The organism is Pantoea sp. SGAir0418 (genome assembly GCF_043529865.1).
The window spans coordinates 2092503-2104507 of the sequence record NZ_CP027911.1; the positions used below are offsets into that span (position 1 = coordinate 2092503).

Annotated in this window: 13 protein-coding genes; 7 read left to right on the forward strand and 6 right to left on the reverse strand. The window is 58.9% G+C overall.

Features of this window, described 5'->3' with window-relative positions; genetic code table 11:
• Positions 1 to 13: 13 nt before the first annotated feature.
• Complete coding sequence (locus C1N84_RS09610) at positions 14 to 910, reverse strand: LysR family transcriptional regulator (RefSeq protein WP_211724454.1); 897 nt, start codon at positions 908 to 910, stop codon at positions 14 to 16.
• A gap of 94 nt (positions 911 to 1004) precedes the next feature.
• Here C1N84_RS09610 and C1N84_RS09615 point away from each other — a divergent pair, with 94 nt between their 5' ends.
• The 3 genes from C1N84_RS09615 (at position 1005) to C1N84_RS09625 (ending at position 4193) form a co-directional block, all read left to right on the forward strand.
• The gene (locus C1N84_RS09615; protein WP_211724455.1) at positions 1005 to 2261 is read left to right on the forward strand and encodes an MFS transporter; all 1257 of its coding nucleotides are present in this window, start codon (positions 1005 to 1007) and stop codon (positions 2259 to 2261) included.
• Between the two features lie 168 nt (positions 2262 to 2429).
• Positions 2430 to 2681, forward strand: a complete 252-nt coding sequence (locus tag C1N84_RS09620) for a hypothetical protein (RefSeq protein ID WP_021506080.1) — start codon at positions 2430 to 2432, stop codon at positions 2679 to 2681.
• 327 nt (positions 2682 to 3008) lie between these two features.
• Entirely contained in the window at positions 3009 to 4193 is a 1185-nt protein-coding gene (locus tag C1N84_RS09625; protein WP_031279126.1) for a sugar transporter, read from the forward strand.
• 52 nt (positions 4194 to 4245) lie between these two features.
• On the opposite strand, the gene rhaM is transcribed toward C1N84_RS09625, so the two are convergent.
• From rhaM to rhaB, 4 genes are read right to left on the reverse strand one after another with little or no spacing between them, the layout of a single operon-like run.
• Positions 4246 to 4560: an L-rhamnose mutarotase gene (gene rhaM / locus C1N84_RS09630; RefSeq protein ID WP_058769776.1), complete on the reverse strand. Its 315-nt coding sequence runs from the start codon at positions 4558 to 4560 to the stop codon at positions 4246 to 4248.
• A complete protein-coding gene (gene rhaD, locus C1N84_RS09635) occupies positions 4550 to 5392 on the reverse strand; it encodes a rhamnulose-1-phosphate aldolase (RefSeq protein WP_264441270.1) in 843 nt (280 codons plus the stop codon). The genes rhaM and rhaD overlap by 11 nt, the downstream gene beginning before the upstream one ends.
• Before the next feature lie 11 nt (positions 5393 to 5403).
• Entirely contained in the window at positions 5404 to 6660 is a 1257-nt protein-coding gene (locus C1N84_RS09640; RefSeq protein ID WP_264441271.1) for an L-rhamnose isomerase, read from the reverse strand.
• Positions 6644 to 8125 (reverse strand): rhamnulokinase, encoded by a 1482-nt coding sequence (rhaB, locus tag C1N84_RS09645; protein ID WP_264441272.1) that lies wholly within the window; start codon positions 8123 to 8125, stop codon positions 6644 to 6646. The genes C1N84_RS09640 and rhaB overlap by 17 nt, the downstream gene beginning before the upstream one ends.
• 288 nt (positions 8126 to 8413) lie before the next feature.
• Between rhaB and rhaS the strand changes: the two genes are divergently transcribed.
• Together rhaS and rhaR are read left to right on the forward strand one after the other, a co-directional pair.
• Complete coding sequence (rhaS, locus tag C1N84_RS09650) at positions 8414 to 9235, forward strand: HTH-type transcriptional activator RhaS (RefSeq protein WP_211726262.1); 822 nt, start codon at positions 8414 to 8416, stop codon at positions 9233 to 9235.
• Positions 9236 to 9248: 13 nt separating this feature from the next.
• Entirely contained in the window at positions 9249 to 10115 is an 867-nt protein-coding gene (rhaR, locus tag C1N84_RS09655; protein ID WP_058758520.1) for an HTH-type transcriptional activator RhaR, read from the forward strand.
• Between the two features lie 41 nt (positions 10116 to 10156).
• Here the strand turns inward: rhaR and rhaT are convergent, their stop codons facing one another.
• The gene (gene rhaT, locus C1N84_RS09660) at positions 10157 to 11191 is read right to left on the reverse strand and encodes an L-rhamnose/proton symporter RhaT (RefSeq protein ID WP_264441273.1); all 1035 of its coding nucleotides are present in this window, start codon (positions 11189 to 11191) and stop codon (positions 10157 to 10159) included.
• A gap of 367 nt (positions 11192 to 11558) precedes the next feature.
• Here rhaT and C1N84_RS09665 point away from each other — a divergent pair, with 367 nt between their 5' ends.
• Positions 11559 to 11882 (forward strand): hypothetical protein, encoded by a 324-nt coding sequence (locus C1N84_RS09665; protein WP_058769772.1) that lies wholly within the window; start codon positions 11559 to 11561, stop codon positions 11880 to 11882.
• Positions 11883 to 11896: 14 nt separating this feature from the next.
• On the forward strand, positions 11897 to 11995 hold the full coding sequence (locus tag C1N84_RS09670) for a YoaK family small membrane protein (RefSeq protein WP_021313714.1): 99 nt from the start codon (positions 11897 to 11899) through the stop codon (positions 11993 to 11995).
• The last annotated feature ends 10 nt before the right edge of the window (positions 11996 to 12005 follow it).

Genomic DNA, 12005 nt, shown 5'->3' on the forward strand with positions numbered 1-12005 from the left:
TGTACCCGCGGGTTCATTCCTCGGCATTGTGCAGCAGCAGCGCCATCATATTGCTCATCTGCGCACTCGGCTGGCGCAATGCTGACCACACCAGCCACACCTCAGAAATGGCATCGCTTTCCTGTAGCGGAATCCAGGCGACTTCCGCCAGTCGCGCGCGGGCAAACGAGGCGGGTAAAATCGACACGCCAAGGCCGGTTGCCACCAGGCCGAGTATCGTCATGGCTTCACCCACTTCCTGGGTAATGTAAGGTTTGATTTGGTAGCGATGCAGCAGCGCCAGAATTTCACCGTACAGGGCCGTGCCGCCCTGCGCATCAAAGAAAACAAAGGGTTCGCTGGCTAACGCCTGGATGCTAATTGACGTGGCCTGTGCCAGCGGATGCGCGTGGTGCACCACTGCGCACAGCGGTTCACGCAGCAACAGGCGGTGCTGAAGATCCTCCGGCAGCGGCGTATTGCGCATGACGCCCAGATCGAGTCGTCCCTCGTGCAGCGGCGCCAGCTGCTGCCGCGTGTTGTACTCCTGCATCTGAATATGCACCTCCGGCCAGCGCTGCCGATAGTGATACAGCGCATCCGACACCAGTCCGGTAAACGGCGCCGAGGAGGTAAAGCCAATACGCAACTCTCCCTGCTGACCGTGATGGATGCGCGCCGCGCGCCCGGCCGCCTGTTCCACCTGCAATAAAACCGCGCGCGCATCCTGTAAAAACGACTGGCCGGCCGGCGTGAGCTGTACGCTGCGATTAGTGCGGGTGAACAGCTGCGCGTCCAGCGCCTGTTCCAGTTGCAAAATCTGCTGACTGAGCGGCGGCTGAGAAATGTGCAGCCGCTGTGCGGCGCGGCCAAAGTGCAGCTCTTCCGCAACGGCAATAAAGTAGCGCAGATGGCGCAGCTCAATCATCATATCTTAAACGTCTCATTTGAGATTATTAATATATTGTACAACCTATTTAGCCTTTCCTACAGTATTCAGACATTTGCTGAATTGAGGATGTACTGTGAGTCGCTCTTCCCAGGCTGTGACGCTTGATGAGGACAGCTTGTCCACGAAGCCTGTTACCGCCGATACCGCTACTGAATGGATTGAACGTGGATCGCCGCAGTTTATGCGCGTGACGCTGGCGCTGTTCTCTGCCGGTCTTGCCACTTTCGCCCTGCTCTATTGCGTACAACCGATTCTGCCGGTGCTGTCACAGCAGTTTGGCGTGACGCCTGCCGAAAGCAGTATTTCGCTGTCGCTCTCCACCGGGCTGATGGCGCTGGGCCTGCTGTTCACCGGCCCGCTGTCAGATGCGATTGGGCGTAAATCGGTGATGGTGACCGCGCTGATGCTGGCGGCGATTTGTACGCTGTTCTCCGCCACCATGAGCAGCTGGCAGGGGATTCTGCTGATGCGCGCGCTGACCGGTCTGTCGCTCAGTGGCGTCGCGGCGGTGGGCATGACTTACCTGAGCGAAGAGATGCACCCGCGGGTCATCGCCTTCTCCATGGGGCTGTACATCAGCGGTAACTCGATTGGCGGCATGAGCGGTCGTTTACTCTCCGGTGTACTGACCGACTTTTTCTCGTGGCGTATTGCCATTGGCGTCATTGGCTGCTGTGCGCTGGCTGGCGCGCTGATGTTCTGGAAAATTCTGCCCGCGTCGCGCCATTTTCGCCCTGCCTCGCTGCGGCCACGCAGTCTGCTGATCAACTTCCGCCTGCACTGGCGCGACAAAGGATTGCCGCTGCTGTTTGCCGAAGGCTTTCTGCTGATGGGCGCGTTTGTCACGCTGTTTAACTACATCGGCTACCGTTTACTGAGCGCGCCTTGGTCACTGAGCCAGGCGGTGGTCGGGCTGCTGTCTGTGGTGTATCTCACCGGTTCGTGGAGTTCGCCGAAAGCTGGCGCGATGACCAGCCGCTTTGGTCGCGGTCCGGTGATGACGGGCGCCACGGCGATCATGCTGGCCGGTCTGCTGCTGACCGCCTTTAGTTCGCTGTGGCTGATTTTGCCGGGCATGATGCTGTTTACTGCCGGCTTCTTTGCCGCCCATTCGGTGGCCAGCGGCTGGATTGGACCGCGCGCGCGCCGGGCGAAAGGCCAGGCATCATCACTTTACCTGTTCAGCTACTACGTGGGCTCCAGCGTGGCCGGCACCCTGGGCGGCGTGTTCTGGCACCGCTACGGCTGGCCGGGCGTAACCCTGTTTATCAGCGCCCTGCTGGTGCTGGCACTGCTGGTTGGCCTGCGTTTACAGGGCCGCAAACTGTAATACCCTTCATCGTTAGCGCGGGACCTCAGCGTCCCGCCTGCTCCGCTGGATTCGAATAATCAGGCATTCGCGCCGTACCACTTAAAACAAAATAGCAATTCATCGCTATAATTCGTTCTATTCCAATAATACTTAGACTTATTTTTTACACAGCAATGAGGTAGTCAGATGGAGCTTTACTATTATGTCGATAAGCATGCCGGTTATAACGACAATCATGTGGTGCATGCGAAGGGCTGTCCGTTCCTGCCATCCGACGGCGGTCGCCGTTTTCTCGGGACTTTTTACACGCCCGGGGCTGCAATCCAGCAGGCGCGTAAATTTTACGCCACTGCGTTGGGCTGCGAACACTGCTGCCCGGTGGGCGTAAAAAAAAATCCGACCCACAACTTTAGCGTGGCACTAAAGCATATGGCGTGACTCTGATAATCCTGGTCTGAACCACACCCGTCCGCCCGATACCCGCCCTCAGCACGGCTAAGCGATTTTTCTATTACAGAAACAGCTGACTTAGCCTGTGCTGGTACGGCAGACTCGCGGGCCGGCAGCACGCAGCCGCAACAACTCCCCATAACCACAGGCTATTTACCACGCTCAGCGCGATAAGAAATATTCAGTGATAAAACCCGGGTTAACGGTTTTCATCGGCTGACTAATGCTCCACAATAGCGGAAATTTGTGATCGAGGTCACTTTACCGGGTGCGTTCCTGCCCCCCCTCACTCGTCGTTTAGCCGATTTGAATTCAATGCAATCAACAACCGTTTCCCGAAAAACAGCCTGGCTGCGCGTGGTGCTGCTGGCTATCGCTGCTTTTGTCTTCAATACCACCGAATTTGTGCCGGTTGGCCTGCTGTCGGACATCGCCAGCAGCTTTGCAATGAAAACCGCTGATGTCGGTATCATGCTGACCATCTATGCCTGGGTCGTGGCGCTGCTATCGCTGCCGTTAATGCTGCTGACGCGCAACGTCGAGCGCCGCCTGCTGCTGGCCATCCTGTTTATTCTGTTTGTTGCCAGCCACCTGTTATCGGCCGTGGCGTGGGATTTCACGTCGCTGGTGCTGTCGCGCATTGGCATTGCACTGGCGCACGCGGTGTTCTGGTCGATCACCGCCTCGCTGGCGATTCGCGTTGCGCCGGCCGGCAAGAAAACCCAGGCGTTGAGTATGCTGGCCACGGGCACGGCGCTGGCGATGGTGCTGGGCGTGCCGATTGGTCGTATTGTGGGTCAGTATCTGGGCTGGCGTACCACCTTTGGTATGATCGGCCTGTCAGCGCTGGTACTGCTGATTATGCTGGTGCGGATATTGCCGCGCCTGCCGAGTGAGCACACCGGTTCACTCAGCAGCGTGCCGATGCTGTTTCGCCGTCCGGCGCTGGTGGCGATGTACATTCTGGTCACCGTCGTGGTGACCGCGCACTACACCGCTTACAGCTATATTGAGCCGTTTATGCAGGTAGTGGCCAGCGCCGATGAGAACTTCACCACCCTGTTACTGCTGCTGTTCGGCTCAGCCGGCATTCTGGGCAGCATTCTGTTCAGCACGCTGGGCAATAAATTCCCGTCCGCGCTGCTGATCGCCGCCATTGCGCTGATTACCCTGTGTATGGGTCTGCTGGTGTTTGCTGCGGTACGTCCGGCAGCGATTACCGTGCTGTGTATTATCTGGGGAATGGCAATGATGATGATCGGCCTGGCGATGCAGGTGCGCGTGCTATCGCTGGCACCGGACGCCACCGACGTCGCCATGTCGCTGTTTTCCGGTATTTATAACATCGGCATCGGCGCTGGCGCGCTACTCGGTAACCAGGTCAGTCTGCATCTGCAGATGGCAGACGTGGGCAACGTGGGCGCCATCATTGGCCTGGCGGGACTGTTCTGGTGCATCGCTATTTTCCGCCGTTATCCGCAGCTGCGCTCCAACGGCTAATGCGTTTCACAGGCAGCGGCGCCCCTGACGGCACCGCTGCTGACATGGCCGGCTAAGGCAGGAAAAACATCGGCTGCAGTGCTTTGCTCACCGGGCTGTTGTCGGGATTTGATGGCATCAGGTCACGCATTGACGCCCACCAGCGCTGACACACCTCAGTTTGCGCCACGGCCTGCCAGCGCGCTTCGGATTCAACCTCGACGCTGGCAAACAGCAGGTTGCGTTCAGCATCCAGCCAGATCGCGTAGTTGTGCGCGCCATGCGCTTTCAGCGTCCGTTCCAGCTCCGGCCAGATTGGCGTGTGACGGCGCTGATACTCCGCATGGCAGTGCGCATAGACTTGCATAACGAACGCTTTACGCAACATCACTGCGCTCCGCCTGCAGCGCCGCCGGCCACGGCTTCACGTTAAAGCGCTCGCCCAGCGCAATCAGCTGTTCGGTGGTGATGCTCTGACGAATGCCGCCCATCGACAGCGCCATGACCACCACCTGCGATGACTTCTCAGCGGTATCAATCAGACCAAAGGTTTCGTCGAGCGTCGGTCCGGCGCCAAAGATTCCGTGGAAAGGCCACATCACCAGGCTATGGCTGGCCATCGCTTCTGCCGTCGCCTGACCAATGCCATCGGTACCCGGTACCATCCAGGGCAAAATGCCGACGCCATCGGGGAACACCACCAGGCACTCGGTGCTGCCCTCCCACAGCAGGCGGGTAAAGCGCGCCGCATCCAGATCCACCACATAGCTGAGCGCCATAAAGTGGGTGGCGTGACAGTGCATAATCACCCGGTCCGCGCCGTGGCTCAGTGCCTTGCGTACGCTGTGTGACTGAAAGTGCGCCGCCAGCTCGGACGTTGGCAGCCCTCCGTTGCTGAGCCCCCAGTGAATTTTGTACGACAGCCCTTTGTCATCCACCTGCAGCAGCACCAGACTGTTTGCCGGATCGAGCTGCACGTTGCGAAAGAACTTTCCGGAGCCGGTCACCAGGAACCAGTCGTTGGCCAGCGCGGGCGCCGGCTTGCTCAGTTCAATACAGCGCGGTGCCGGATAAAAATCGCTGGCATACGCGCTGACCTCTTCCGGCAACAGACGCAGACTGACGTTGCCGCCGTTACGTTCATCCCAGCCTTTCAGCCACATGTCACTGGTGGCTTTAACCATGTCGCGCACAAACCACGCGGAGAGAATTGTTTGCATGAATCGATTCCTTAACGTTGACGCAGCACGTGTTGTTCGTAGTGACGGACTTCGCTCAGCCAGCTGGCATCGGCTGGCACATCGTGGCGCAGGCACCACGCTTCCCATACCGCCTGCCACGGCAGCGATTTCTGCTCTTCAAGCAGCGCCAGCCGGGCGGTGAAATCCCCATCACGCTCCCGCTGACGCAGCTGTTCGCCCGGCTCCAGCAGCGCCCGCAACAGGGCTTTTTGGGTATTGCGCGTGCCGATCACCCAGGCGGCAATGCGGTTGATCGAGGCATCGAAGAAGTCGAGACCGATGTGCACCCTGTCGAACAACTTTTGACGGGCGATCTCACTGGCAATCGCCTGGGTTTCATCATCCAGCAGCACCACGTGATCGCTGTCCCAGCGGACCGGACGGCTGACGTGCAACAGCAGGCGCGGCACAAACAGCATGGCGCTGGAGATTTTGTCGGAGATCACTTCGGTAGGATGGAAGTGGCCGGCATCCAGCGTCAGCGCGGTCTGGCGGCTGGTGGCGTAACCGAGGCAGAACTCACTGGAACCCACGGTGTAACTCTCCGCGCCAATGCCAAACAGTTTGCTTTCCACCGCATCAATGTGGTGCTGCGGATTCAGCGGTTCACGGATGATCTCATCCAGCGCGCTGGCGAGACGCTGGCGCGGCGCGAGGCGATCGACGGTGAGATCTTTCATGCCGTCCGGCACCCAGATATTCATGACTGACGGCGTGCCCAGCTGCTCGCCAAACCAGGCGGAAATACGGCGGCTGGCGGTGCAGTGGTCGATCCAGAACTGGCGAATGCCCGTATCGGCATGCGACAGCGTAAACCCGTCTGCACTGAGCGCATGAGAAAAACAGGTTGGGTTAAAATCCAGCCCCAGCTGCCTGCTTTTCGCCCACTCCAGCCAGTTGCTGAAGTGCTGCGGCTCAATCGCATCACGTTCTACCGGGCGGTCGCTCTCAAGGTAGATGGCGTGCAGGTTGAGGCGTTTGGCGCCGGGTATCAGCGACATCGCTTTGTCGAGATCGGCACGCAGCTCAACCGCGTTGCGCGCCCGCCCTGGATAGTTGCCGGTCGCCTGAATGCCGCCGGTGAGCGCCCCCTGCGGATTCTCAAACCCGCGCACATCGTCGCCCTGCCAGCAGTGCATCGACACCGGAATGGTATCCAGTTGTGTCATCACCTGTTCCACATCCACCCCGATGGCGGCGTAGCGTTGTCTGGCCAGTTCAAAGGCCTGTTCAATCAGCTTTGTCATATGCAAGTTCCTTAGCAGGTAGGCTCAGCGCCGCAAAGCGAGCCTGATGGGCCGCAAAGACGCTGTGATTCAGCGGGATAAATTTTTCTAACGGGAAATTGTGGCGAATGCAGCGGCGTAAATCGGCCACGTCGCGCAACTCACCCAGCGCGATCAGCTGGCAGCCGATGTTGCCCAGCGTCGAGGCTTCCACCGGACCGGCAAACACCGGCAGCTGGCAGGCATCGGCGCACAGCTGGTTAAGTAGCGGATTCTGGCAACCGCCACCGACGATATGTAACTGACGCAGCGCAGTGTCGCGCAGGTGGCTAAGCTCCTGCAGCGTCTGAGAATAGAGCAGCGCCAGGCTGTCAAAGATGGTGCGCGCCAGTGCCGCCGGGCTGTGCGGCACTGGCATCGCCTGTTCGGCGCAGGCGTTCTGGATCTCCTGCACCATACTGGCGGGATTAATGAAGCGGTGATGATTAGGATGAATCAGGGCGCGGCAGGCCGGTTCCCGCGCGGCGTCGGCAATCAGCGCAGTGAGATCGCTGATGTGCAGTTCGCTGCACACCTGCTGCAACAGCCACAGGCCCATGATGTTTTTCAGCACCCGATAGCCTTCCGCACCGCCTTCATTGGTCAGATTAGCCTGCAGCGCCGCCTCACTGACGCAGGGCTGCAGGCTTTCGATGCCGATCAGCGACCAGGTGCCGGAGCTCAGATAGGCAGCATCGTCCTGCTCCAGCGGCGTGGCCAGCACCGCGCTGGCGGTATCATGGGTGGCGACGGCGATCACCGGAATGCGCTGGCCGCTTGCGTTGCGCCAGTAACCGACGGTATTGCCCGGCGCACGCGGCGTGCCGAACCAGCTGGCGTCGGCGCCCGCCCAGGCCAGCAGCTCGCGATCCCATTCGCCGCTGTGAATGTTGAGCAGCTGGGTGGTGGTGGCGTTGGTGTATTCCCAGTTGAGTTCACCGGTCAGGCGATAGTGCAGATAATCCGGAATCATCAACGCGTGCTTCACCTGCGCCTGCCAGTCCGGCTGCTGCAGATGCAGCGCGCGCAGCTGATACAGCGTGTTGAACGGCAGAAACTGAATGCCGGTGCGCTGATAGAGCGCCGGTTTCCCGAGTTCACGCATCGCCTGGGCCATCAGGCCGTCGGTGCGTTTATCACGGTAGCTGACCGCTTCGCCCACCCGCTCGCCGTGCGCGTCCAGCAGCACCAGATCCACGCCCCAGGTATCAATGCCGAGGCTGTCCGGCACAATGCCCTCCTCATCCAGCTGCTGCAGTCCGGCGCGGATCTCCTGCTCTAAGCGGTCCAGGTCCCAGCAGTCATAATCGCCGCGCTGCACGCGCGGGTTGGCGAAACGCCGCACTTCGCGCAGGCTGAGCTGCTGACGTTCAGCCTGCCAGCTGGCCAGCATGACGCGGCCACTGGATGCGCCTAAATCGATGGCAACAATATTACGCAGACTCATGGCGATACTCCCTGTGAAGACATGGCGACAGAGTAGAAATCCTGCGTCGCAGACACCTTCCCGCGAGTGCCAGCGGGTCATTACCGCTGGCAGGTTTGCAAAGGTGTTCGTGAGTGAGCTCACAGAACCGCATAACGACAGAGTTGTGAGCCTTGCCGCAATTCCATCAATCACTTAGGCGATCTTGAATAATTGGCGATTTTCCTGCGCTGCCCGGTGCAAAATTCAAGGTAAGGTGGCAGGCGGCTGCGTAGACTCGGTTACGGTTTTGTTAACTGAGGGCGCATGATGACGGTATTACACAGTGCTGATTTCTTTCCGGCAGGCGATTACACAATAGCCATTGAGCCACGTGTGCCGCAGTCGGCGTTTCCGGAGCATCACCATGATTTTCATGAAATTGTGCTGGTTGAACAGGGCTCGGGCATCCACGTATTTAATGGTCAGCCGCAGGCACTCAGCGCCGGCTGCGTCTGTTTTGTACGCGATCACGATCGCCATCTGTACGAGCAAACCGACAATCTGTGCCTGACGAATGTGCTGTATCGCAGTCCGGCGGCGTTCCGCTTCCTGTCCGGCCTGCAGGCGCTGCTGCCGCGCGAACAGGACGGCCACTATGTTTCACACTGGCGAATTAACCATAAAGTGATGGCGCAGGCGCTGCAGCTGGTGACGCAGATGAAGCAGCCGGCCAGCTGGTCGCTGGAACGTCAGGCGCAGCAGGAACAGCACTTTTTGCAACTGCTGGTGCTGCTGCGCGAGGCGGCGCACAACGATCAGGCGCAGGACCAGGATGCCCGCCTGCACCGCTTGCTGGACTGGCTGAATGCGCACTACAGTGAGGAGATTGCGTGGGAAGCGCTGGCCGATCGCTTCTGTTTGTCGCTGCGTACCCTGCATCGCCAGATGAAGCAGCAGACCGGCAGCACGCCGCAGCGCTATCTCAATCGGTTACGTTTATTGCAGGCGCGGCACCTGTTGCGCCACAGCGAGATGCGCATCACGGACATCGCCTATCAGTGTGGGTTTGGTGACAGTAATCACTTCTCCACCCTGTTCCGGCGGGAATTTGGCTGCGCGCCGCGCATGGCGCGCCAGCAGATGGGGTAACCGGAGGGCTGACATGCCGCTGTTACTGACGCGCGAGGATTACTTCCCGGCCAGCAATTTGCCCATAGCAGTGGCAGAACGCATGCCGCAGCCCTCTTTCCCACCGCACCGGCATGAGTTCAGCGAGATTGTGATTGTCTGGCGCGGTAATGGCCTGCATATCCTCAACGATCGGCCGTGGCTGATCACCTGCGGCGATGTGTTTTACATTCGTGACAGTGATTGCCACAGCTTTGATAGCGTCAACGATCTGGCGCTCGACAATATTCTCTACTGCCGCGATCGCTTCAGCCTGGCGCTCGACTGGCAGCAGCTGCTGCCGCCACAGGATGAAGAGACACCCGCCAGCTGGCGTCTGACCACGCGCGGCATGGCGCTGGCGCGCGGCGTCATCAGCCAGCTGGAGCGCGAAAGTCGCAAAAGCGATTCGCTATCGATTCAGCTGTCGGAAGCACTGTTTTTGCAGCTGGCACTGATATTGCGCCGTCACGGCTACGCCGCCGATCGCCCATGGGTGCTGCCGGAGGGCGAACAGCTCGATCTGCTGATGTCGGCGCTGCTCGGCGATATCAGCCGCCCCTTCGATCTGCCCCATTTCTGCCAGCAAAATCAGCTCAGCGAACGGTCGCTGAAACAGCTGTTCCGTCAGCAAACCGGCATGACCATCGGCCACTACCTGCGTCAGCTGCAGCTGTGTCAGGCAAAATATCTGTTGCGCACGCAGGCATGTCTGATTAGCGAAGTGGCGGCACGCTGCGGGTTTGATGACAGCAACTACTTTTCCGTGGTGTTTACGCGCGAAACCGGATTAACGCCCAGCGCATGGCGTCAGCGTTTTTTGTCGCCGCGCGAACCGATGGCAGACAAAGAAAAAGCCTGACGCGCGCAGAGACGCGTCAGGCGGTGCGGTGTTAAGCGTTATCAGGCGGCCATACCGAGACCGACAATGTTTGCCGCGATAATGATAACCACGCAGCCAATCGACAACACGCTCACCGGTCGACGCCCCACCGATTTCCACTCCTTCAGCACCAGTCCCACCAGGCCGCCGCACAGCACGTACAGGCTCATGTGCAGCATCCAGCTTACGAAGTCGTACTGCGGAGGAATTTTTGCGTGGCCCCAGGCATAAAAGAAGAACTGCAGATACCACATGGTTCCCCCCAGCACGGCGAAGGCGATGTTGGCGATCAGCAGCGGTTTTGCCACGGAAAAGTCGCGGCGCAGCGAAAGCTCCGGCTTCACCGCCAGGCGGATAAAGCAGTACGCGAGGTTGATCAGCGCGCCACCGCCCATAATCACCACGTAACTCGGCAACGCCACATACAGCGGATTGATGCCCAGACTGGCAGCGGCTTCATGCATCGGCTTCGCCGCATCCATGGCAAATGACATGCCGGCAGAGAAGATGCCGCACAGCACCGCCAGCACCAGGCCTTTCTTCAGGTTAAAATCTTCGGCGTTGATCCCCAGCGCCCGCTCCTTTAGCAGTCCGGCACGTGACACAATCGCCACACCCAGCAGCGCAACCAGTACGCCCAGCAGCGTCATCCGGCCGCCGGCGGAGCTGAACAGTTCAACAAATCGGCCCTGCAACAGCGGCGTCATCAGCGTTCCCACTACCAGCGTAATGCCAATGGAGATGCCAATCCCCATCGACATCCCCAGATAGCGCATGGTGAGGCCATAGTTGATGTTGCCGATGCCCCACATGGCACCGAACAGAAACACCGGCAGCAGCTGCGATAAACTGAAACTGCTGTAGTACGCCCAGAAGTTCGGTAACAGCGCGGCACTGACTGCCCAGGGCAGAATCAGCCACGACATCACGCCGCCGACCGACCACATGGTTTCCCATGACCACTTTTTAACCTGTTTAAACGGAGCATAAAAACAGGCGGCGCTGGCGGCACCCACCAGATGCCAGAAGATACCTGCAAGAATGGCACTGTTCATTGTTATTCCTTCGTAAGGTTGAGGCCAGACGGAAACACCTGCGGTTTCCGATTAGTGGCAGTCTATGGCGCACTGCGTGGACTCAGCCTTTTGATGGTTGCCGTAAAGCCAGGCTGACTGGCAAAATCGGGGGGGTATGCAACATAAGGATCACAAATTCGCATTTGCCGCTGTTATGCCGGGGAAACTCTTTAAGTTGCTTATTATTCGGCATATTTTTGATTTATGTTGTGTTGATCGGCACAGTTTTTCATCTGTTGCCAGCGCGCCGCTTAACATGGCACTCACACAAAGCTGCGCGAATCACTTCCCCCGACGGGGTTAAATCCGTATAACGTGGGAAAAATCATCGGAACCAGGGATTGAGATGAAGAGCAAACGGTTAACGCTGGTGCTGTCGCAGGCGGTGAGCCGCGTGATGCTGGATGACATCCGCGCCATCGTGCCGCCCGAGGCGCTGAATGTGTTCATTAATGGCTTAGATAGCTGCCACTACGCCACGCTGGACTGCGTGCAGAGTGAAGAGAACTGCGCGCTGCTGGCGTCAGCCATTGTGGTGTGGCGTCAGCTCGGCCATGTGCATCAGATTCAGTATCAGAAAGGCGAACATCTGCGTCAGGTCGATGACGCGACACAATTTCAGCTATTTAGTATGATGAAAACCCACCGCGCGCTAATCCAGCTCGCCTAACGCTCAGGATGCATATGAAAATCGGTCTGCTGTTCCCCATCGCCATTATTGTTGCCGGTGTCAGTTTTCTGGTCTGGTTTATTGCCAGCGGCGCCATGATGCCTGGTTCCTGAAACGGTCCAC

Coding starts and splice junctions, on each gene's coding strand:
- rhaT (WP_264441273.1), bottom strand. CDS start 11,191: ATGAACAGTGCCATTCTTGCAGGTATCTTCTGGCATCTGGTGGGTGCC.
- C1N84_RS09620 (WP_021506080.1), top strand. CDS start 2,430: ATGGAGCTTTACTATTATGTCGATAAGCATGCCGGTTATAACGACAAT.
- rhaM (WP_058769776.1), bottom strand. CDS start 4,560: ATGTTGCGTAAAGCGTTCGTTATGCAAGTCTATGCGCACTGCCATGCG.
- rhaR (WP_058758520.1), top strand. CDS start 9,249: ATGCCGCTGTTACTGACGCGCGAGGATTACTTCCCGGCCAGCAATTTG.
- C1N84_RS09670 (WP_021313714.1), top strand. CDS start 11,897: ATGAAAATCGGTCTGCTGTTCCCCATCGCCATTATTGTTGCCGGTGTC.
- rhaB (WP_264441272.1), bottom strand. CDS start 8,125: ATGAGTCTGCGTAATATTGTTGCCATCGATTTAGGCGCATCCAGTGGC.
- C1N84_RS09640 (WP_264441271.1), bottom strand. CDS start 6,660: ATGACAAAGCTGATTGAACAGGCCTTTGAACTGGCCAGACAACGCTAC.
- rhaS (WP_211726262.1), top strand. CDS start 8,414: ATGACGGTATTACACAGTGCTGATTTCTTTCCGGCAGGCGATTACACA.
- C1N84_RS09625 (WP_031279126.1), top strand. CDS start 3,009: ATGCAATCAACAACCGTTTCCCGAAAAACAGCCTGGCTGCGCGTGGTG.
- rhaD (WP_264441270.1), bottom strand. CDS start 5,392: ATGCAAACAATTCTCTCCGCGTGGTTTGTGCGCGACATGGTTAAAGCC.
- C1N84_RS09610 (WP_211724454.1), bottom strand. CDS start 910: ATGATGATTGAGCTGCGCCATCTGCGCTACTTTATTGCCGTTGCGGAA.
- C1N84_RS09665 (WP_058769772.1), top strand. CDS start 11,559: ATGAAGAGCAAACGGTTAACGCTGGTGCTGTCGCAGGCGGTGAGCCGC.